Raw genomic sequence first — 21,021 nt, 5'->3', positions numbered from 1 at the left:
AAGTACTTATGAAAAAACTAAGTATTCTTCTTATCTTAATAACTTCCACATCAGTCACTGCCAGAAATGAGGTCGATCATTATAAACACTCGCAAAAGTGTCCATCTGGTTATCTCTACAAGCTTACCGAAGTGAATGGTAAGAATAAGACAACGACATTTAGTTGTGTGGCCGACAATGGCGAGGTTCATCCTAAGTACTCATTTAAAATTGCAAATTGGAAAAGCGGTGACTATCTCTTAGAGGAAACAGTTGATAAAGTCAGGACAAAATTCACATACGACAATGAGGGGAGAGTTAACTCTGTCACACAATCTATCAATGGTGTGAATTTTTCTAATAAGTGTGGGTTTGTTTATAAAGGTGGGAAACTTGCACCAACTAAAGATCCTCAATGTAAAGAAATACAAAAAGAGTACGGTGGACTGACAGAATCAATCAAACACCAAGTCTTCTGTGAGCCAAACGCTTCTGAGTCAGAGTGTACGACAGCTGACGGCCGCGTTTATAGGCCTTCAACAAAAGAGACAGGTGTTCTTAGATACTTCTATGAAAATGGTCATGTCGTTGATGAACAAGAAGTTGTACCTGCTCGAAAATCAAGAGCTGTTTCTAAGTAATCTATTTCTTCAAGAAGAGTGAAATGCGAGATAAATCTCTATGGTAGATTTTAATTCTTTTAAGCTAAGCAAATGTATTCAGGATGCACTTGTTGATATTGGCCATGTTAAACCTACTCCTATACAAGAGAAGTCGATACCCACTTTACTTGAAGGCCGTGATTTATTGGGAATCGCACAAACGGGAACTGGGAAAACCGCGGCATTTTCTTTACCAATGATTGAAAAATTCATGACATGTGAAGTGCAACTTATGCCTAATCACTGTCGTGCTATTATTCTTGCTCCAACGAGAGAGCTGGTAACTCAAATTAACGAAAGTATTCTCTCCTTTTCAAAAAATGGCGACGTTCGTTCGACTGTTATCATGGGCGGGGTCAGTAGTGCTCCGCAAATAGTTGCTCTAAATGAAGGCGTCGATATTGTCGTAGCAACTCCTGGGCGATTTATCGACTTAATGGAGCAAGGATTCATTAAATTATCCCAAGTTGAAACCTTTGTCCTTGATGAAGCGGATATGATGCTTGATATGGGATTTTATGAAGGTGTTGTTGATATAGCGAGTAGGCTTCCAGGTATACATCAGACAGTTCTATTCTCAGCGACTATGCCAAAAGAAATCGAGACACTAGCAAATCAAATATTAAATAAACCTGTAAAAGTTGAAGTCGCTGCGCAATCTTCAACAGTAGATAAGATTGAACAATCTGTTTATTTTACATTGGCAGAAAATAAGAATTATCTCCTTTTAAGTTTATTAGAGGATAAAACAAAATCGCGAATTATAATTTTTTGTAAGGCCAAGTATGCTGTTTCTGAAGTTGTTGAACTTCTTGCACGCAGCGATGTTAGTGTTGGGGAGATTCATAGTAATTTAACGCAAGGACAGAGGAATAAGGCGATTGAAGACTTTACTTCTGGTGCCATTCGAGTTCTTGTGGCAACCGACATTGCTTCTCGAGGTATTGATATCAATGATGTAGATCTTGTTATTAATTATAATATGCCGGAAGATGCAACATACTATGTTCACCGTATCGGACGAACAGCAAGGGCCGGAAGAGAGGGGGTGGCACTATCATTATGTAGTGAAAAAGATTTGCCTTTTCTTCGTAATGTTCAAAAGCTTATTGGAAAGAATATTTCTCAAGTATTAGATCATCCATTTCATCATGATTATCCTTTATCTAAACCTAAGGCCAAGAAACGATACAAAGGTCGTCGAAGGCGCTAATATCATCCAAACTTTTCTTTAGATTTCTTAAACCCATGTCTTATGCATTTCTTTTATAATGAAATATCGTTAATAAAGTGAGGCGTCATGGTAAGCCTAATGGATGAGAAAGATAAAATTAAAATTATTAAAGAGATTTATAATATAAATCAGCACTTAAGTGGTGCAGATTACATAAAGAGTCTCTTAAAGAATATTGCTACCTATCTAGAGATTGATTTTATTTTTGTCGGTCGCCCTAAAGAAGGTGACCCCAATATTATTCTTACAGATTTTGCTATATCTAATGGGCAATTTATTGATAATTTAGAATATGATCTTGAGGGTACTCCTTGTCATGATGTAATTACGGGGAAACGAGTTTGCATGCATCCTGAGAATGTATGCGTAGACTATCCACAAGATCTAATGCTTCAGAATATGGAGGTCGACGCTTATATTGGTGCTCCTGTCTTACTTCCTTCTGGCGATTTTCTCGGCTTGATTGTTCTATTGAGTACAATTCCCATAAAAGATCCTACTTTTGTGGCAACAGCTGTTGATTTATTTGCAAGTCGCATCGGTGTCGAGCTTGCTATGATGAACGCAAATCAAAAAATTGCTGACTTAAATGAGATTATTGAAAAAGAAGTAAGTGAGAAAGAAGAATTCATAAAAAAGTCTCATGAGACAATGCTTCAACAAGAAAAGTTGGCCGCGCTTGGTAGATTAACTACAGGCATTGCTCATGAAATTAGGAATCCTCTAAATCTCATTTTAAATGCAAGTAAGGTTGCTACGGTTCTTAATGAGCGCTTGAGTGGTGATGATAGTAAAGTTTCAAAAGATTTGAGTAAAGCGCTTGATATAATTTCAACCCATAGCTTAAGAATTAAAAATATCCTAGATGTTATGTTGGATACCAGGGTTAATGGAAAGAAAAAGTATTCATTACATAAGCTTATTGAAGAGTCTTTCAAGTATGCCTATCATGCTTCTTCATTGAAAACGGATGGTGTTGATCTCAAATTTGAATACTCTCTAAATACAAGTGAAGATTTACATGTATTCACTAATGATATTCAATCAGTCTTTTTAAATCTTTTCGAAAACTCAATATATTCTCTAGATAAGAAGTTTAAGAATATAGATGGTCAGGCCTTGTTGTCTGTTCAAACCTTTGATCAAGATCATTATATACTAATCGAAATTAAAGATAACGGTGAAGGGATTCCAAAAAAATTCCTAAATAATATCTTTGAGCCATTTTTTACGACAAAGTCAGGAAGGGAAGGTTCTGGGCTTGGTATGTCTATCATACAATCGATTATAGAGAAGAATAATGGTGAGATTTTTGTCGAGTCAAAAGAAGGCGAGTTTACAATTTTTAAGATTCGTTTTCCTAAGGAGATTTCGTGATTAGGGTTCATGTACTTTTAGTTGATGATGAAGAGGATGTGCTATTCATCTTTGAGCATATTTTTGAAGACTGGGTTAAGGCCAATAAAATGCTTCTTTCTTTTTCAACTTCTGGTGCCCATGCTTTAGAGATTTTGGAGAGTGAAGATGGTCAGGATATTATTTTGATATTAACAGACATCAATATGCCTGGTATTGATGGTTTTGAATTGTTAAAAGAAGTTAATCATAGATTTCCAAATATCGATACGATAATGATTTCAGGCTATTCAAGTAACGCATACAGAAATAAGGCAAAAGAGCTAGGTGCCCTCGATTATTTTGAAAAACCTGTGGATTTCGATAAACTCATTAATTTAATGAGTGAACGCTATCCTGAACTTAGAACTTGAAATACAGTGAATAATTTCAATGTTTAAGTGTTTCTTCAAAAGTTTTAGTTAACTCATCCAAAAATAAGTGCTAGTTTGAAAATATGTTCTTTCAAAAAGCCGATAAAAAATGGAAAAAGGTTCTAGCAGGACCGATCGATCAACAAAGTAAGTTTTTAAATAAGATTTGTCAGGTCAATAGTCGAGATGCTCTTGTTTTAAGAGAGAGGTTCTTTGATAATATTGAGTTCCCACTCATGACCGAGATCTTCAAATCTGTTAAAAAAATTATTGCTCGTGGTGAGTTTGATCCAAGTTTCCGTGATTTAATTTATGACAGGCTTCTTCGTATTATAGATATTGAACATCTTTATCCTGAAGAATATGAAGAGGGGAATGAGTGTAATGGTGACGATGATAATGTTATCTTTGGAGAAAATTATCACGTTTATACGGCCTGCTATGATGATCTTGATCTCTTGATTAGTTTTATCAATTCTAGAAGTGATATAAAAAGTGTATGTGATCTTGGTTCTGGAACAGGACGTGCTTTGCTCTATATGGCCTTAATGATGGATAAGAAGCTTGATTATCTAGGTCTTGAGTTAGTTGAGGAAAGAGTTGAGTTCACAAAATCAGTTGCTAGCTATTTTAAACTAGATAATGTTAAATTTGAAACTTGTGATTTCCTAGAAAATCCTCAGGCTTTTGCCGGCCGTGATGTTTACTATCTCTACGATTCAGTTGGTACAGATAACGTTCCAAGGCTTATTGCTCACTTTAAGGATCTAATTGATTCTGGGGCCAAGTTTTATCTGCTATTTATTTCTGGTTGGGATGAAATTATGCTGAATGCACTGGACAATCTTGCTGGCCTTGAGAAGTTAGAATCTCATCAAAGCCGCAAGCAAAAGGGACGCGTTGTAAATTTCTATCGTTCTTAGAAACGGTATTCAACCCCAATATTAAAACTAGTTTCAAATTCGTTACTTTCTTGTCCTGTTAGGCTGTATTGATGCCTTCTTTGGTTAAGTGTACCATTTTCGGCCTTGGCCTCAGCAAAGAAAGAAAATCCATTTTTTCTTCCAACATCGTATTGAGATCTAATTGTAGCACCACGGCCATCTTGATCGTTAAAATATGTCTTAACTGTTGTTTGCCAACTATCTGACTTATATGTAAATCCTAAACCTACTTCGTTAGCTGTTTCTCCAATTAGTGGTGTTTCAAATGAAAAGTGATATGTCATGCGAGATTCTGTTAGAAGGCTCGCTGAGATTTTTCCACTAACTCCTTTATTGTTTAGGAATGCTGCAAATTCTGGCCATGTTACTTCGCCCACTGGTGTTTTGAATGCATACGTGTCAGTGTAGTGTTTATTTAACATAATTTCGTCACTAAAAGCGTTTACGGCCTCCCAGGTTCTACCTGATAAGAGTGTCGCTAAGAAAGAAATATTCGAGATATACTCTTTTGTAGAATCAATTTCATCTGCATGGATGATTCCTTGCTGATGAAGTGCTTGCGCGTAGTGGGCGAGGTCACTCATATTCGAATTTGGATCGTATTGATAGTAAACTGTCGAGATGACTTTATTCAATATATAGTGAAGGGCATCACTTTGATCAAACCTGCGATTAATAATACTTTCTTCTGCAATCTCTTCTGCTAAACGCAGTTGTGAGTTAATGCCAGCTGCTGAAATAGCTGCTTCTTGCTCAGGACTTAATGTATCTACTGTGTAGCTAATAGCACCTCGATTATATGTTGACATGAATGCTAGATAGAATGCACCAACACTATCAAAAGAGTCGTTTCCAACCCATAGCTTGATATCTTTTCCGCCGAATTCTTTTATTGCCTCACCATGAGCAACTTCATGTACTAGGGTGTAATTTATTCGAGTTATCCACCATGAAACAAGCTGATGGGCCATATTTATTGAAGCTCTAACCGCAGTATGCTCATTGTAGTGTTTATGATCAGTTATAACGTTGTAAAATACTTTACTAACGTTACGAATATTATGATACCACTCGATGGCACCTTCACGATTAAAGCGACTTTTTGAAAAGCTTAGTGTAGAAATTTTAAATTTTCCAACACTCTCAGCAATTTCTTCTAGGTCTTGATCACTGAGGTCTATCCCATAATCAAATCCCGTCTCGTTAACTAGATTCTTTATCTCAAAACGCTCTTTGTCTTTTTGGGAAGCGTAGATATTGTCCTCGCTATTATTGTCAATAATTGCACAATATGTAGACTTCTGACCAAGAATTAGACATAAAAATAAGACGTACATCACGCTAAGGATGTGATTTTTAGTATTCATCAACTTCATGAGTATTATCATAGCAAGTCTAGCGCCAAGTTAACTGGCTCTAAAGTACAAGTGATAGCAGTCCAATCTTTGAATATATAGAGTTAATTTAAGTTTTATTAAATCCATTTGCCAAATAATATATACTTGGAGGCAGCATGAAAAAACTGGTTATCTGCTCAGACCTTCATGAAGGTTCTGAAAAAAATATTCGTTCAGGTTTTAATTTTGCTAAGGCCCTAGGATTAAAACCTTCTCTCTACCATATCGATACAATTTCTCCTCAGATAGAAAAACAGTTTCACACGTCTTCGGCCCTGTCGCGTCGAATTGAAGATCCTATTTGGAAAAAGAGAATTGAAGAAACATCTTTAGAGATGGTGAACGCAACCCTTGGACGTCTTGATATTGATAAAGAAGATATTGATTTTGAAAACTTCGAGGGATCAATAAATGAAGGAATTGAGCATTTGAAGGAAGACCCTGAAATGGAGGTCCTGTCTGTCGGTGCCAGTCATCACGGTGACCTACATCGATTCTTTCTCAATACATTTGCAGAAAAATCTCTTTTTAATTTGAATAAGGATGTTCTTATCAATAAATCTGGAGTCGATACATTTAAAAAAATAACTTATCTTATTCCTTATGAGTCAATTGATGAAGATGATTTGGCAAAAGTTGCAAATCTTGCAAAATGTAACAACGCTAAAGTTCATATGGATTGTATCGTTCCAATTAATTTTGTGAGCTATAATTTGGAAGTATTCCCTGATGGGCTATTTCCTCGAGAAGTCCTTTCTAATGAGATGTCTGAGCTTCATAAGGGGGCCGAGGATGAGCTTCAAAAGGCACAGGCACTGTTAAAGAAACAAGGTGTTGAAGCGAGCTATACATTAAAGATGATTCTCAATGCTGAACCAGCACGTCGTCTTGAAGAGTTACTTAAAGAAGAAAAGTCAGATCTTGTGGTTTTAAAACCACAGCATTATATTTTTGAACACCTTTCTCTTGGTAGTGTTACTTTAGATATAATGAAAAGAACTGATTGCAATATTTATCTTCTACATGTTTAGCTTAGATCTTGTTCAATAGTTGATTTGAGTTCACTAAAGTCCACAGGCTTATTAAAGTAGTGCTTAATATCAAGTTCACTCACTTCTTCTAGTGTTTTTTGATCACCATAAGCAGACATCATATAGATGATGATATGTGGATATTTCTTTTTAACTTCTTTTACAAGTTCTATACCATTCATGTCAGGCATATTTATATCGGTGACGAGTACAGTTATGTTTATACCTTTATCACTAGCTAGTTTTGTAAGAGCTTCCTTTCCTGATAATGCAAATTGTGTACTTAGTTTTCCTGCTAGAACATCTTCTTCATATATCATTTCGATAAGTTCAAGTAGAGCTTCTTCATCATCAACAAAGAGTATATTAATCGCCATCGCTATGCCTCCACCTTTCCTTTGGAATACTTAAAGTAACTTCTGTCCAATTACCAATATCGCTTTTAAATGAAATATCAATTTTATCGTTATGTAGTAAGAATTTTGCAATTGCCAGCCCCAATCCACCACTCGTTTTTTGTGAGGTTGCAGAATAAAAGGGGAGAGTGACACTTTTTACATATTCTTGTGAGATGCCTATTCCCGTATCTTTAATTTTAAGTAATAACGATTGATTGTTATTATCAATTTCGATATTTATACTTATTTCTCTCTTGTTGTTTTTACTACTCTCTTGAAGTGCATTGATTGAGTTTTTTATTATGTTTTTTAGAGCTTGAATAAAGTTTTGCCCGGTTATGAATAGGTTATAGTTAGAGGTTTCTTCGGAAATTGATAAGTGTATATTTTGTTCTTTTATTTCTTGCTTATAATCGATAGTTAAACTTTTTTCGATTAGTTTACTTACATTGAAAATTTCTTTGATATTAGATACGGAACGAAAAGTTAAATCAATTGTTTCTACGATATCATTTATTCGAGTATTGGCATCTTTCATAACAGACAGGAGCATATCAATTCTCTCTGGACGACGCTCTTTTCTAAAAATCTCAGCTCTAAGTATTTGGTAAGAATTTAATGTCAATGTAAGAGGATTTTTTAATTCGTGGGCCATTCCTTTTGTGAGCTCTAAAATGCGTTGAAAGTTCGCTCTTTCAATTTCACCTTCTTTTTTCTTAAGAAGTTCTTTTGCTTGCTTTTCAACGATCTCCATTAGCTCCATTTCTGTAAGTTTTTTAATTGTGATATCACAAATATAGCCTTCAATAGCAATTAGGTTGCCATTCTCATAAATACCGATGCCTTGCTCCCACACATAAATATAATGACCTTTCTTATGTTTAACTCGATATTCAATGGTAAAGAATGTGTGATTTTCAATAGCAAGTTGGACTTCATTCCAAACTCTAAGAGCATCATCAGGGTGGTAGATATCAGCGAACGATAATTCATTGTTATTGATTAATTCTTCAGGTTTATACCCAAGAATCCTTTCTACTCCTGAAGTCATAAATAGCATTGTCCACTGTTTATCATTTAAGCAGCGATAGGCAATGCCATCAATATTTTCGAGTAGAATGTCTAGGTTAAGTTTATTTTCCACATTGGTTTTTTCGGTATTGAGATAATTAGATTGGATTAAAGAATGTTTAAATATGGATTGAGTCTAAGTAGTTAATATTATAGGTAAGTGTGGAGGTGTATACTACCTGAACACCGAGATACTTATTTCAATACTTAAGTATTTTATAAAAAATTCATTTATTCTCTTTTCTACAAATATGATGAAAATACTTAAAACCCTATTCTTATGTATTTCGATTTTATGGAGTACTGCCCAGGCAAACACTTTTGAATATCAGTGTATGGACGCCTATAAAGATAAAATTGAGACATTCTATCCTAAAGACCAGTCAAGTAATCAGACGGATAAAGATTGGGTATATAAGTTAAAAGGTTACTACTGGTTAGCAAAAGTTGTTGGTCATCCTATTGCTGTATTTATTGTGGCGTTTGTTCCATTCTCTATCCCAATTGTTCTTGGGATTACTGCTGTTGCTTCTTTCTTTGATCTTTTACAAAATGAAAAAGGAATTATTGGAACATATATTATTTTAAAAATGTCTGAGCTCTCTGAAGAAGAAATTGCTAATCAGGATATAGATTCTAAAATCGAAGAAGAAGTACTTGAGTTACAAGAGAATAAATATAGTCGTGACAATAATCTATTCTATACATTTGTAAAACGAGTCAATCGTAAATATAAGAATTCAAATTATTCATATGAAGAAGTTCGCAATGCCGTTATTGAAATTGCTAGTGAAAGTAATGAACTTTGTATGCGTAAAGGAAAGGAGAGATATATCTCCTTAAATCGTCTAATTCGTTTAACTAAAAAGAAACTAAACGCTAAAAAAGGTCTAATAGAAAATGCGCTTTAATTTACCAATTATTCTAATTTTATTCTTAATCACTTTCAATACTCAAGCACAATTGTGTAGTGAGGAGCAAGAAAGAAGCTCTCTGGTCGAAATTACAAGCATCACTAAGAATATGAGTGATGACGGTGTATATATAACGAATCTCATGGATTTAAGACAAGAATATATTAGAGCTTATGTAACTAAAGTTAATCGCATCGAGCGTACTTGTTCTTCAAGGTCAGTTTATCAAGCTATTATTAAGCTCTACGAAAGTATTAATTACCCAAGCGTTTATCTTAAATATGTACTTTCGAATCAGAGAAGAGATCTAAATATTAAAGAGTATATTATTGGTGATGAATGGAATCGTACTCATATTAGTGAAAATGATTCGCCAGATGTAGAAGCACTAAAGAGCTCAATCTTAATCACTGGACTCGGCGTAGTAAATACTGCCAATAAATTAACACTGAAGAATGTTGGTACAGCTTTTTATCTCGGCCATTTTGCAGGAGAGCATCTTGTTGCTACTGCTGCCCATGTTATTGATCGTGAAAACTTTAAAGATATGCTTTTTCATTTTATTGCCGGACCAAAATTTTCTTTAAAAGCAAAAGAGCTTGTTTTCTATAGTGATGATTTAGACTTTGCGATTGTTTCAATCGACATGGAGGATAAGGAATCAATTCTTATGGAAACTGTAACAGCTGTGAAGTTAAATTTTGATAAAGTTGCCGTTGAGGGAACTCCTCTAACTACTGTCGGATTTGGTTTCTTTGATAATGAGAAGCTTGGACTAGCACGTTACGAGAATTCTCATGACTGTCAGATTATTTTTGGAGATGATAGAGTAAGAAAGCTTGATAAGGTTTATTCAATTGCTACAGGTTGTGATTCTTCAGGTGGTGATTCAGGATCTCCATTAGTTGATCGTGAAACAGGTGAGCTGGTTGGTATCATCACAAGAATTCAAACTGAGAAAATTGGTTTAACGTCAAAACAATTAATAGAAGAAAAAGAAGCTAATATTTCTAGCATTTGGAATGATGGTAGTTTTGCAACTTCGATGAAGTATATCAAGGCAGAGCTAGAAAAAGTAGATCATCCAACTATTAAAAGTTTATTGGATTATTAATGAATAGAAAGCTCCTTGATTTGTTATATGATAATTCTGCTCTCGTGAAATTTTGCAAAAGCAAGGACATCCCTGTACCAAAAAAATACACTTCAACTCGTAAAAATGATATTAGAGAGAGTTTAAGTGATATTTCTAAATTCACACGTCATGATGAGAAGAAAAATGAATACCTTTATCAGTTCTTTGCTTCAAATGATATAGGTCTTAGAATAATAAAAGTTGATGTTCAAATTGCTCCAAAATGGTCTGTACTTGAAACTAGAGACATGGTCGAGGATGTGTTTAAAAATGTTAAACGCATTAAAAGAGCACACTTCTATGTTCCAGTAAAGTCACAAATATATAATCAATTGCTCGAGTTAGGCGGCCGAAGCCGTGGAGAGGAGCTTCTGGCAAGTGTTGATGATGGCCTAAAGTACCTTTCAAAATATGAGTTTGATAAGAATGTTAAAATCGTAAAACTCAATAAAGAATTAAGAGATGAGGTTGTCGATATTGAGTACCTTGCTCACAAGTTTAGTGCAACTTCACGCTGTGAGAATTTTCCCCGTAAGATGTTTTTGGGTTTTGTGGATGGTCTTATTAAGTATGATGTGGATGCGTTAGTTGCTGTTGAGGACGGGAAGGCAATTGGTTTCATCGTTCCAAGTATTACAAGAACTAAGATAGGTCATATAATGTCAATTTCAGTTCATCCGGATGCTCAAGGCCGTGGTGTTTCAAAACTGCTATACTATGAAGCATTGAAATATTTTAAGAAAAAGAAAGTTTCGATTTATGCGGGGGTCTCTTCAACCAACGAAGTTCTTGGTTTTTCGAAGAAGCTCAAGCGAAGAGCAATGTATGCATATCTTGAATTAGTGCGAAAATAAAAAAGCCTCCTTTCGGAGGCTTTGTATTTAGAAATGCTTTTCAAAGCAGTATCGATTGATATAGTTCTTGTCTTTAATAAAGTGCATAAGTGCAGCAACCTGTGAGCACTGTGCTAGTGTGATTGTTTCTTTTTGTTTTTCAAAACATTCAAGTCCTAGGCGAGTGATATCTTCAGTATAGGCTTGTGCCTCAGCATGAGCTAGGCATTGATCAAAATTAAATGCACCACCAAATTGTGTTCCACATATTGCGCGGGCCTTATTCTTGTCTCTCATGAAGATCATTTCTTCTGCCACTGACATACATTGTTCATAAGTGATTACTGTTAAGTATTTCTCCTGACAGCGATAGAGCATTGAAGAGATATCTTTTTCATATGGCATTTGAATCGCAAAATTCACACAGCCTTGAAATTCGTAGTCACAGCTTGTTTGGTCTTCAAGACAGCCTGCTGTGGCATTTAGAGTAAATAGAATGGTAAGTAGTGATAAGATCTTCATTTGCCCCTCTTTGTCCCTTTTTATTCAATATTCAACTTAATTAACTCTATTTAGACCATATGACATCTCCTCCTGTAATTCTTACTTAAAAGGGGCGCGGGTACCAATCGAGACTTCAGTAACTTAACTCTCTCCAAAGATCAAATAAGCTAATTATTTCAAGGATATTAACCGATAGGAATACTACGGATTTTTTGGTTTTTAATAATTTAGTTTAATTTGGGGAGTAGCTATCAAAACCCTTGAGGCAGAATTACTTAATTTAGCAAAAGAATGTCGTCTTTACTCACGAGGTAAAAACCAATCACTGTGCCTTAATCGAGTCGCTAAAACCCTGGAGTCTTTAACAAAATCAGTCGATCAATCGGCGATTTCGTCTGAGAATCCTTTGACTGCAAGAGAAGCTGAAGTACTAGATTTGGTCTCTCTTGGTTACACGAATAAAGAGATCGCCAATGCTCTTTCTATATCTGAAAAGACTATTGAATACCATATGAGCTCTATTTTCAAAAAGACTCAAGCAAGTAAGCGTACAGAGGCCGTCACTAATGCACTTAAATTCAGGTGGTTAGTAGCCTCCTAGGGAAGTCCCTAGGTGATTTATTTTAAGATAACAAATAAGCTTACAGTAGATATTAACTGTAGGAGAGAAGATGAACGATCAATTAGAAGCAGTACTTGGAAATTTATATAAATTAGTATGTGACGAATCTATTGATGAAGTTAGCATTGGTGCTTATCACGATGTATCAGTTAAAAAAAATGATAGCTGGCACCCTGTACAATGCTTCAATAGTAAAGATGAGTATGAAAGTGTCATCAACGCACTTAAAGATCGTTTTAGTATAACTAAAGATCAAGTGTCCTTCTCTAGATATATAACAGAAGTTCTAACTGTTTCAGTTGTTCTTTCTCCGATATCGATTAAAGGCCCTTCGCTTAAATTAACAAAACTTCCTAAGAAAATTTTATCTCTTGAGGATTATGTCTCTTTAAATGCGCTTACAGAAAAAGGAAAAGATATTATTACAGAAATTGTTGGATCAAATAAAGGTATTCTTTGTGCAGGAGACTTTGGTTCAGGCAAGACAACTCTTTATAATACGATTCTAAATCTCTTACCAAAAGAGAAGACACTCGTTTCTATCGAAACAACGCCATCGATAGTTTTTTATCGAAATTTAGTCACAAGACTTATGCCACGTGGAAAAGATGCTGATTCAATTACCGAGGTCATGAGTGCAGCGGAAGAATCTAGAGGTGACTACATTACACTTAGTTACTTAGATGAAAGATTGAGTTATCCATATATTGATCTTGTTAGAAATAATTCTGTTGGAGTTGCTTGTGCTGGTGGTAGTGGTCCTGTAAATGTAATTGATCGTTTGATCAGACAGTCTGTTGTTTCTTCATATGGATATAACTTAGAAGAAGCTGCTTTGGTAGTTTCTGAGGTTTTCAAATATATCATCTTTCAAGAAAAGGAATCAGGAAGTGAGCGACGATTTATTTCTTCAATTCATGAGATAGCATTTGAAAAATGGTGAAATAAAACTTAAGCCTCTTTATGCCTCCTAAAAAGGGGCGCGGGTACCAATCGAGATTTCCACTTGTTACATTCCAATCTTAATGCCTTTTAATCTTTTTAGATAAAGTGCAGATATATTCTGTTTTGGAGTAAAGTAGCTTTTCTTTAAGGAATTCCTGATACAATTATCAAAGTCAGTATCGTACTTCCTTTCTATAAGTTGTTTAGCTCCAGTATAATTTATATGAGGCCGATATTTAAATAGCTGTGCTTCAAAACTAGTAAAATGTAGTGATGTGTAAGGATAATCAATGCAAGCTTCAGAGATTCCTGCACGTATCGGATTTTGGTAAATATAGCGATAAACATTATAGAGATAACTTTGATTTGCCACGATTGACCATTTATAGCGATTGCTAAATTTGTGATTAATTCTATCTGTCTTTTTAGAAATTAAATAACTAATTCTCCAATTGAAATGCATCATAAAACGATCGATATTTTCATCAGGAGTAGTCAGAAGTAAATGATAGTGATTTGACATAAGAACAAAACAGTTTATTTCGACTTTTTCTTTCTCTAGTGCATAAATTAGGGACTCTTTACAAATATCCCAAACTTCATGCATAGGTATGCTAAACCAGTCTTTGTTATTGTTACGAGTTGTAACGTGGTAGGGGAATTCTCCTTGTCGGATTAATTTTTTCTTAGGCATTATTACCTCGCTAAAAAAAATGGCGCATTAAGCGCCATAAGTTGTTACTTAATTTTTTTATAAAGTTGATAATTGATACAAGTTATTAAAGGTATTGTGATAAAAAGTCCTAGACCGAGTGCTAGTGCTCCAAGCAGTGCTAGAGCAATATAAACAAATACTGCAGCTGTGATGATTTTATAATTGTTTGTAAATATTTTTCTACTTTCTTCTAATATCTCCCATGCACTAGACTTATCATTTTGTTTCTCTAGAGTTAAAGGCATAACAAAAAGATAAGAAGCGAAAAAGTAAAGTCCTGGAAGGATAAAGAGAATAAAACCAAAGAATGTAATCAATGATGACAAGGAGCCGCTAATAAAAATTAGATTGAATTTTTCTTTAGGAATTGCAATGAAATCATAAATTGTAATTTCTTTTTTCGTTTCTGATTTGATGATTGCTGTGTAAAACGATGCTAAAAAAAATGGTGTTAGTAAACCGGAGGCAAATGGGATAATTGAAAGTGCCCATAGTAATAATGAAAAACCTAATGTGAAGCTGCTGTATAACAATGCATTAGATTTATATATTTGCCATCCACTATCTAGAATTTCTGTTAATTCATTTAATGTTTTTGATTCTTTAAAATTAATTAGTAATTGATTCATTTTTACCTCACTTATTTTTTAGAGGTAATAAGTCTTACACCGATATTGCGCACTTTATTTTCATTTTGATATTAATATTTTTCAAAATGGGGCGCGGGTACAAATGAAGATTTCCACTAATAAGTAGTTAGGCACTTGTATTTGGATTGGTTAATTTTTAACTATAAGTCTTTGAATTCTCGATTGGTACCCGCGCCCCTCACAGATAAAATAGATTTTGCATATTGAGATGCTTTTTCGATATTGTTGAGGGCGAGGTATGCGCCTAGGAATGCGTCGCCAGCTCCGGTCGAGTCGACCACTGTTTCTAATGGGATTGGGTTGTAGTTTTCAATTTGTTTTTTTGATAACTTGCTAATCGTATCTTTTCCTCTTGTTATTAAAATTTCAATCTCGTGACTCTTTACATAGTCATAGAGAAAGTCTTCGAGAGGATGGCCATTAACTAAGCCGAACTGAGCGAGACTTGCATGTTTTAGATATTTTTCAATATCAATTTCACTCGCATCGTGGAAATCGAAAATGAATTTCGCTTTAGGTGAACAAGCAATAAGTTGATCAATAAATGGAAGGATCTGAGTATATAATGGACAAATGATGTAGCCTTCGAGGGCAGATATCATATGCCTTTCTTGCGTTGTTAATGCAAAATCTTCAATTACGCCTGATTGGTATTCTGTAAAATTCTTTTCTCCACTTTCAAGGGTTTCGATAAACTGAATTGGTGTCTTACCACTTCGTTCAAGTGGATGAGTTTGGATGTCTTCTTTTTGGCAATGACTGATGATCTCTTGACCATCACTTGCAGCAGGATAAATAAGGCTTGCTCTAAAATTTGAGTTTCTCTTAAAGTGGGTTGCTACATTTAAGGAACAGCCTCCAAGAAATTTTTCATTTGATGTTGAATATACATCAAATCCAGCATCACCAATGAAGGTATACATTATTGTCTAAGCCTTCTTACGATATCCATAAATGGTGCAATCTTTTCATAATCCATACGAGTGTCTGTCATAAGCGCGCTTCCAACGATAGCGCCGTCAAGAGCAGGATAGAGTTCATCTAGATTATTATGAGAAAGGCCAGAACCAATAATGATTGGAAGATCTGGTGCGCCTTCTTTTGCCTCCATTATTTCTGAAACACTAGGAGCAATTCCTGTTTCGCGCCCAGAAACTACGGCGGCAGCACTCTTGTATTCATAAGCTTCTCGAGCTGATTGGGCAAGAGACTTCTCTTCTAACATCGTCGCATACTTAACCTGAATATCTGTTAAGAGCTGAATGTCATCTGCCGCAATCTTTTTTCGATAATCAAGTAAGCTTTGTGGATCAATTTTCATTTCACCACCGTATTCTTCTCGTGCCATGCGATCGACAAAGTAGTCTGTACGAATAAATGAGTTTCCACCGGCCTTAGCAATAGCTAGTGAAGCTTCTGGATCATTGATTAAAAACTCTGAGCCTATAGGGTAGTTACCTGCTTGTCTTTGAACCATGTTGGCCACAACACTCATACTTGCGATGACTTCCTTTGAAGCCTCAACAGTATAAGGTCTGTCATGCTCATTTTCTAAAAGGGCAGCATCAACTCCACAATTTCTTAAGACTTCAAGGTCTTCTAGAGCATAGTCGATGACTTTATTTAACCCAGGATGACTCGGGTAGCCAAGTAGAGGGCGAAGGTAAATAACTGCAATTATTGGTTTTGCCTTAAAGTCTAGCATTTAATCTCTCCATGCATGTGTATTGTCATAGTAAACGACGGGTGATTTAATAGTCCAGCAACATTTTGGGGGATCTATGTTACGTCTAATCACAATTGCGCTCGTGTCAATTTCAACATTTGCTATTTGTCAGAAATGGTCTGAACCACAGGTAATTGGTAGGCTTGATAATACTGTTTTAAATGAGACATCTGGAATTGCAATCTCTCAGATTTATGATGATCGAATGTATAACTTAAATGATTCAGGATCAGGCCCTGAGATTTTTTGGACAACTCTCACAGGGAAGAATACAAAGAAAGTTAAAATCAATAATTTCCGACCATATGATATGGAAGATATGTCTCTAGGTCCATGTGGTGAGCAAAAGTGTGTTTACATCGCCGACATTGGAGACAATAAGAAGAAGAGAAAGTTCCTTTCTGTCGTAGCTCTTAATGAAGCAAAGCTTAAAGATGATGCCAAAGAGATTGATCCTGAATTTGTTTTGAGATTAGTTTATCCAAATAAAGAAAAGTACGATGCTGAAAGTATGGTTGTTCATCCAAGTGGTGATATTTATATTTTAACTAAAATTGTCGATGAAGAAAACCGTCGTGCAATGCCAGCGAAGCTATTCAAAATCGAAAAAGAAAAAATCCAAGAAGGTGTAAAGAAAGAAGAAAAAATGGAATTAAAGGAAGTTGCAATTATTGATCTTCCATTTCATTTGTACAACTACAATCTTTGGGGAAGGATTGCGACAGCAATGGATATCTCTAAAGATGGGAAAACACTACTTGTTCTAACTTATGGGGCAGTTTTCGAATTTAATATTGAATTTAATTCGTTAGCGGAATTTAATTCAAGAAAATTAGAAGCAAAGACTGACTTTAGAATTGTTAGAACAAAAGAGCTTCCTCAACAGGAGGCTATCGCATACGGGCCAAAGGATAACGAATTTATCTACACAACTGAAGTTGAATCAGGTGATGGTGTAAGCGAAATTGTTAGGCACGTTTGTGAATAATTAATTTGTAAATAATTTGTAGCCCAGTTGCATCGCTCTTTCAAAAGAACGGATGAAGAGTCTGCGATAAGGTGGTACAAGATGGCCATCTTCAGGTGAATAAAGGATTTTCGTCTTAAGGTCACCAACGTAATTTGTTCCAACTCGATTTTGAACACTCATGCGAAACTCGTAAGGAAGCTGAACGTCTAGTGCATAAAGACCAATTTCTTCGAGAAAGACTCTTTCAGAAATTTCCATATATTTGTACATGATTTCTTTATCAAAAGGTTCGATAAAATAAGGAACAGCTAGCCCCGATTTTAGCATCTCATAATTTATGTCCTGACCTTTATACAAGACTGTTCCAAGTAGACGGCGAGTATTAAGGTCCCCATCTCTTCCAAGATCAATTGTTACCATACTTCCAATTGGCACAAGACTTCTTAGATAGTCTCTAGCATCAAGAGATATTTGTCCTTGAGTATTACCATTAAAGTCTACTTCAGGAGTATCAATTCCTAGCATGCGGATATTCTTTTTCTTGCCAAGGAAGTCACTATAAACAGTCATGGTGTCGCCATCATGGATATAGAGGACCTTACCTTCAAAGGATATGGCATAGATCGATAATTGTAGAAGTGCTAGGAGTAGAAGTTTTATTTTTGTCATAATGCTTTGTAATAAAATAAAGTAGTTATGAATAGGTGCCAGATAAGATTTACTTGCTTCGGTGAGTGCCTAACTTGCTGAAAACACGATAACTGGCCAAGAGTTTTACATATAATTACTATCTAGATTTTACGAAGTTTTACTTGCGAGTGCTCTCTTTTGCTACATTCTTTGCATGAGAAATATTCCTTTATGTATTGCCCTGTTAATTTCACTTACTTCTTGTTCCCAAAGAGCGATGGAAGTTAAAGCACAAGCGAATGCCATTATTGGTGGAGAGTCCCTAGCGATTCAAGCAGAGGAACTCAAATATACGGTTGCTATAACTAAAGAAAATGATCTGGCTAAGTCATTTTGTACTGGAAGCCTCATTTCCAAGAATCACATTATTACTGCTGCCCATTGTTTGATTGGCTCTTCTTTTAAGAATATGCAAGTTGCCTTTGTTTCTAACAGTACTAAATTTATTAATATTAAAGAAGTCCACTTGGCACAGGATACTTTGCTAAGAATGCATAACCTCGAATCAGTAAGAGGAGACTTTGGGCATAACTTTGATATCGCTATTCTTGAATTGGAAGAAGAAGCACCACAGAATGCTGAAGTTATAGAAATTCTTGATCCTTCAGAAAGTGATAAGGTTTTAAATAGAAAGATTAAGCTTACTGGCTTTGGTCAAGATGCTAATGGAGTTGTTGGTAGGGCCAAGAAGGTTGAAGTAAGAGCAATGGATATAAGGCGCAATCTTTTAGAGCGTTCAATTCTACTTTATGAAGACGACAACGGAGCTTGTCGTGGTGACTCTGGTGGTCCTGCCACGGTTATGATTGATGATAAAACTTACTTAGTTGGGGCGACTCAAGGGTATGCTAAAGCAGCTTTTGATGGTGTTGAGGATCTCGATTGCTCTTCAGGAAAGGGGATGTATACATTCTTACCAGACTATAAGGCATGGATTGAAAGTGTAATTAATAAAACAGAATATAACCCTTCTGATTTTGATTATCATCCATTTGAGTTTGCACAAAATGAAAGAGAAAACTCATCTGAATTAGAATGTGACAATTTAAGCTCTTTAAGCATTGCTCGTTGGCAGGGACTTTATACGTATGCCTCTCGAGTTATCGGTAATTTTAAATGTGATTCGATGAATGCTTGGTTCTCTAAAACAGTTTCATATTCGGAGAAGCCTAGTAGTAAGGCGGAATTTATTCAAGGAAAATGGAGGATTGTTGGAAATTATTATTTCTTAAGATTCTTTTCTAACTTAGAAGAGGTAACAATAGATCAGTCTATGCGTATTACAAGGCGAGATCAAATGGTTTTAGGTGTAAGCTCAAATGTGATCTATTTAAATAATTACTATCATGACTTTGTGATCGGAGATAGTGTGAGAAAGCTTTCTCTTTCTGGAGGGAAGCTTTCAAGCGAAAATTACAAAGCCTTGGACGATAGAGCAGACTTTCTACTTAAAAAAGTTAGTGTGGATGAGTAAGGCGATAGAAGTTGTCTCTTGCTAGTCCACTGCTTAAAATTGTTCCCATTCTAAGAAATGTAACACCATCATAATTTCCAAAGTAAAGGGCATCGGCGATATTATCCCATGCTCTTTGCGAGTATAAAGTTCCTGCCAATGCATTCTCGCCGAGAATTCTTACTCCTTGTCGACTTGCTTCTTGAGCAACCCAAAACACAAGGGCCTTAGCATAACTTTGGGCATGTGTAGGTCCATCAAAATTATCCATCTCCAAGCAAGTGAAGTGAAAGTTGATATTGTAAAAACTCTTCTCGGCCTTAAGTTCGTTAACAAGACCAATGATACGGTTATAGCCATGACCCGTATTATCGCTATAAATATCATTATCTGTAGAGATTAAGCCTGCGTTTAACTCTGCTAGGCGATCCCCTCCAGGTGCCACACGCCAGTGGATTCCTGGTACTTTAAAACCTAGTTGAATATGTGAGTGCATTCTAAAGACGTCAATGGCCGCAGATAGTATGCGCTTTCCATGCTGTTTTAAGCTATTAGAATACCACTGATAAAAATCCTTCCCATATTGAGTATACTGTTCGTTATTTGAAAAAAAGAAATTCGGATTTGGTGGGAAAACTTGTGTGAATTTTTGTAATCCAAAACCCCACGCATTATTTAAGGCATTAACACTCTTATATTTTTCTTTTATTGCATTTTGAAAGCTTTCAATTGCTGGATTTGAGTAGGCTTGAATTGCTCCTCTTGTCGGATATCCTGTGCCATAATCGTGGGAGTTATAAGAAGGGTAACGAAGCTCTCCTGCAGGGCCAAGGCTAATATTAATTTCATAAATTTGATTCATCTTGTGACCAAAGTGATAATTAAACGAGTGCATGACATCGTAAAATTCTCCGATGGCATTTTTAGTTGTCCATACAGATAAGAATTCTTTTGAGTAATTACCTTGCTCTGATTTTGACATGGCATCTTGTCCGTATTTTTTCCAAAGCCAATTTGGAATAGGGACGTTACATGTATCTCCAACATTACCACCACATTGATGGAATGAAAGAATTGGAACCCACTTTAGACCTGCTTGAATAATTAAGTCACTTAAGAGCTGATAGTATTGCCAATCAAATTGGTTATCATTTTTTTCAACTAATCCCCACCAAATATCTGTACTGACACCTGTTGCCCCCAGGGCCTTTATTTCATGTAACTGTCTTTTAAAGTCTTCAATTTGATATTTGGAATAATCAGAGTTTAAATTATTTGGATCACCTACAAGTAGAGGGGCCATAACATTAAAAACTTTTGCATACGTCGTAAGACTTAGAAATAGGGTAGTGATTATGATTTTCATGGATGCTTTATAC

Annotated in this window: 23 protein-coding genes; 13 read left to right on the top strand and 10 right to left on the bottom strand. The window is 35.5% G+C overall.

Annotation, left to right across the window (positions count from 1 at the left end):
* Window positions 1-8 precede the first annotated feature (8 nt).
* The 5 genes from ABMA70_RS04925 (at window position 9) to ABMA70_RS04905 (ending at window position 4,567) form a co-directional block, all read left to right on the top strand.
* The gene (locus ABMA70_RS04925) at window positions 9-620 is read left to right on the top strand and encodes a hypothetical protein (protein ID WP_392991210.1); all 612 of its coding nucleotides are present in this window, start codon (window positions 9-11) and stop codon (window positions 618-620) included.
* Window positions 621-660: 40 nt separating this feature from the next.
* Window positions 661-1,854, top strand: a complete 1,194-nt coding sequence (locus ABMA70_RS04920) for a DEAD/DEAH box helicase (RefSeq protein ID WP_392991212.1) — start codon at window positions 661-663, stop codon at window positions 1,852-1,854.
* An 87-nt stretch (window positions 1,855-1,941) separates the two neighbouring features.
* Window positions 1,942-3,252 carry a sensor histidine kinase gene (locus ABMA70_RS04915; RefSeq protein ID WP_392991214.1) on the top strand — a complete coding sequence of 437 codons (1,311 nt, stop codon included), beginning with the start codon at window positions 1,942-1,944 and terminating at the stop codon, window positions 3,250-3,252.
* Window positions 3,249-3,644, top strand: coding sequence for a response regulator (locus tag ABMA70_RS04910; RefSeq protein WP_392991216.1), 396 nt, complete (start codon window positions 3,249-3,251; stop codon window positions 3,642-3,644). Before ABMA70_RS04915 ends, ABMA70_RS04910 begins: the two co-directional genes overlap by 4 nt.
* 83 nt (window positions 3,645-3,727) lie before the next feature.
* A complete protein-coding gene (locus ABMA70_RS04905; RefSeq protein WP_392991217.1) occupies window positions 3,728-4,567 on the top strand; it encodes a methyltransferase domain-containing protein in 840 nt (279 codons plus the stop codon).
* Here the strand turns inward: ABMA70_RS04905 and ABMA70_RS04900 are convergent.
* Window positions 4,564-5,964 (bottom strand): hypothetical protein, encoded by a 1,401-nt coding sequence (locus ABMA70_RS04900; protein ID WP_392991219.1) that lies wholly within the window; start codon window positions 5,962-5,964, stop codon window positions 4,564-4,566. The two genes, ABMA70_RS04905 and ABMA70_RS04900, sit on opposite strands and share 4 nt — an antisense overlap.
* Before the next feature lie 137 nt (window positions 5,965-6,101).
* Here ABMA70_RS04900 and ABMA70_RS04895 point away from each other — a divergent pair, with 137 nt between their 5' ends.
* Window positions 6,102-7,016 (top strand): universal stress protein, encoded by a 915-nt coding sequence (locus ABMA70_RS04895; RefSeq protein WP_392991221.1) that lies wholly within the window; start codon window positions 6,102-6,104, stop codon window positions 7,014-7,016.
* On the opposite strand, the gene ABMA70_RS04890 is transcribed toward ABMA70_RS04895, so the two are convergent.
* Entirely contained in the window at window positions 7,013-7,393 is a 381-nt protein-coding gene (locus ABMA70_RS04890; protein ID WP_392991223.1) for a response regulator, read from the bottom strand. The genes ABMA70_RS04895 and ABMA70_RS04890 overlap by 4 nt on opposite strands.
* On the bottom strand, window positions 7,383-8,558 hold the full coding sequence (locus tag ABMA70_RS04885) for a PAS domain-containing protein (protein WP_392991225.1): 1,176 nt from the start codon (window positions 8,556-8,558) through the stop codon (window positions 7,383-7,385). The genes ABMA70_RS04890 and ABMA70_RS04885 overlap by 11 nt, the downstream gene beginning before the upstream one ends.
* A gap of 262 nt (window positions 8,559-8,820) precedes the next feature.
* Here ABMA70_RS04885 and ABMA70_RS04880 point away from each other — a divergent pair, with 262 nt between their 5' ends.
* The 3 genes from ABMA70_RS04880 to ABMA70_RS04870 are packed head-to-tail and all read left to right on the top strand — an operon-like array spanning window position 8,821 to window position 11,388.
* Complete coding sequence (locus ABMA70_RS04880) at window positions 8,821-9,396, top strand: hypothetical protein (RefSeq protein ID WP_393022129.1); 576 nt, start codon at window positions 8,821-8,823, stop codon at window positions 9,394-9,396.
* Window positions 9,386-10,513, top strand: coding sequence for a serine protease (locus ABMA70_RS04875; RefSeq protein ID WP_392991229.1), 1,128 nt, complete (start codon window positions 9,386-9,388; stop codon window positions 10,511-10,513). The genes ABMA70_RS04880 and ABMA70_RS04875 overlap by 11 nt, the downstream gene beginning before the upstream one ends.
* Window positions 10,513-11,388 (top strand): GNAT family N-acetyltransferase, encoded by an 876-nt coding sequence (locus ABMA70_RS04870; protein ID WP_392991231.1) that lies wholly within the window; start codon window positions 10,513-10,515, stop codon window positions 11,386-11,388. Before ABMA70_RS04875 ends, ABMA70_RS04870 begins: the two co-directional genes overlap by 1 nt.
* Window positions 11,389-11,415: 27 nt before the next feature.
* On the opposite strand, the gene ABMA70_RS04865 is transcribed toward ABMA70_RS04870, so the two are convergent.
* Window positions 11,416-11,889 (bottom strand): hypothetical protein, encoded by a 474-nt coding sequence (locus tag ABMA70_RS04865; protein WP_392991233.1) that lies wholly within the window; start codon window positions 11,887-11,889, stop codon window positions 11,416-11,418.
* A gap of 388 nt (window positions 11,890-12,277) precedes the next feature.
* Here ABMA70_RS04865 and ABMA70_RS04860 point away from each other — a divergent pair, with 388 nt between their 5' ends.
* Together ABMA70_RS04860 and ABMA70_RS04855 are read left to right on the top strand one after the other, a co-directional pair.
* Entirely contained in the window at window positions 12,278-12,472 is a 195-nt protein-coding gene (locus tag ABMA70_RS04860) for a response regulator transcription factor (RefSeq protein WP_392991235.1), read from the top strand.
* Window positions 12,473-12,542: 70 nt separating this feature from the next.
* Window positions 12,543-13,436 carry an ATPase, T2SS/T4P/T4SS family gene (locus tag ABMA70_RS04855; RefSeq protein ID WP_392991237.1) on the top strand — a complete coding sequence of 298 codons (894 nt, stop codon included), beginning with the start codon at window positions 12,543-12,545 and terminating at the stop codon, window positions 13,434-13,436.
* A gap of 66 nt (window positions 13,437-13,502) precedes the next feature.
* Here the strand turns inward: ABMA70_RS04855 and ABMA70_RS04850 are convergent, their stop codons facing one another.
* From ABMA70_RS04850 to ABMA70_RS04835, 4 genes are all read right to left on the bottom strand, one after another.
* Window positions 13,503-14,132, bottom strand: a complete 630-nt coding sequence (locus ABMA70_RS04850) for a transposase (protein ID WP_392991239.1) — start codon at window positions 14,130-14,132, stop codon at window positions 13,503-13,505.
* A 44-nt stretch (window positions 14,133-14,176) separates the two neighbouring features.
* Window positions 14,177-14,782 carry a hypothetical protein gene (locus ABMA70_RS04845; RefSeq protein WP_103216651.1) on the bottom strand — a complete coding sequence of 202 codons (606 nt, stop codon included), beginning with the start codon at window positions 14,780-14,782 and terminating at the stop codon, window positions 14,177-14,179.
* Window positions 14,783-14,943: 161 nt separating this feature from the next.
* Window positions 14,944-15,726, bottom strand: a complete 783-nt coding sequence (locus ABMA70_RS04840; RefSeq protein ID WP_392991241.1) for a PfkB family carbohydrate kinase — start codon at window positions 15,724-15,726, stop codon at window positions 14,944-14,946.
* The gene (locus ABMA70_RS04835; RefSeq protein ID WP_392991243.1) at window positions 15,726-16,508 is read right to left on the bottom strand and encodes a BtpA/SgcQ family protein; all 783 of its coding nucleotides are present in this window, start codon (window positions 16,506-16,508) and stop codon (window positions 15,726-15,728) included. The genes ABMA70_RS04840 and ABMA70_RS04835 overlap by 1 nt, the downstream gene beginning before the upstream one ends.
* A gap of 76 nt (window positions 16,509-16,584) precedes the next feature.
* Between ABMA70_RS04835 and ABMA70_RS04830 the strand changes: the two genes are divergently transcribed.
* Window positions 16,585-17,517: a hypothetical protein gene (locus ABMA70_RS04830; protein ID WP_392991245.1), complete on the top strand. Its 933-nt coding sequence runs from the start codon at window positions 16,585-16,587 to the stop codon at window positions 17,515-17,517.
* On the opposite strand, the gene ABMA70_RS04825 is transcribed toward ABMA70_RS04830, so the two are convergent.
* Entirely contained in the window at window positions 17,518-18,168 is a 651-nt protein-coding gene (locus ABMA70_RS04825; RefSeq protein ID WP_392991246.1) for a thermonuclease family protein, read from the bottom strand.
* 175 nt (window positions 18,169-18,343) lie between these two features.
* Here ABMA70_RS04825 and ABMA70_RS04820 point away from each other — a divergent pair, with 175 nt between their 5' ends.
* On the top strand, window positions 18,344-19,663 hold the full coding sequence (locus ABMA70_RS04820; protein WP_392991248.1) for a S1 family peptidase: 1,320 nt from the start codon (window positions 18,344-18,346) through the stop codon (window positions 19,661-19,663).
* Here the strand turns inward: ABMA70_RS04820 and ABMA70_RS04815 are convergent.
* The gene (locus ABMA70_RS04815; protein ID WP_392991250.1) at window positions 19,647-21,008 is read right to left on the bottom strand and encodes a family 14 glycosylhydrolase; all 1,362 of its coding nucleotides are present in this window, start codon (window positions 21,006-21,008) and stop codon (window positions 19,647-19,649) included. The genes ABMA70_RS04820 and ABMA70_RS04815 overlap by 17 nt on opposite strands.
* Window positions 21,009-21,021: the final 13 nt, after the last annotated feature.

It is taken from the genome of Halobacteriovorax sp. XZX-3 (assembly GCF_043196495.1).
In the GTDB taxonomy this organism is placed as follows: domain Bacteria; phylum Bdellovibrionota; class Bacteriovoracia; order Bacteriovoracales; family Bacteriovoracaceae; genus Halobacteriovorax_A.
The sequence above is the reverse complement of the archived record's forward strand: the minus strand, read 5'-3'. Positions and strand labels throughout refer to the sequence as shown.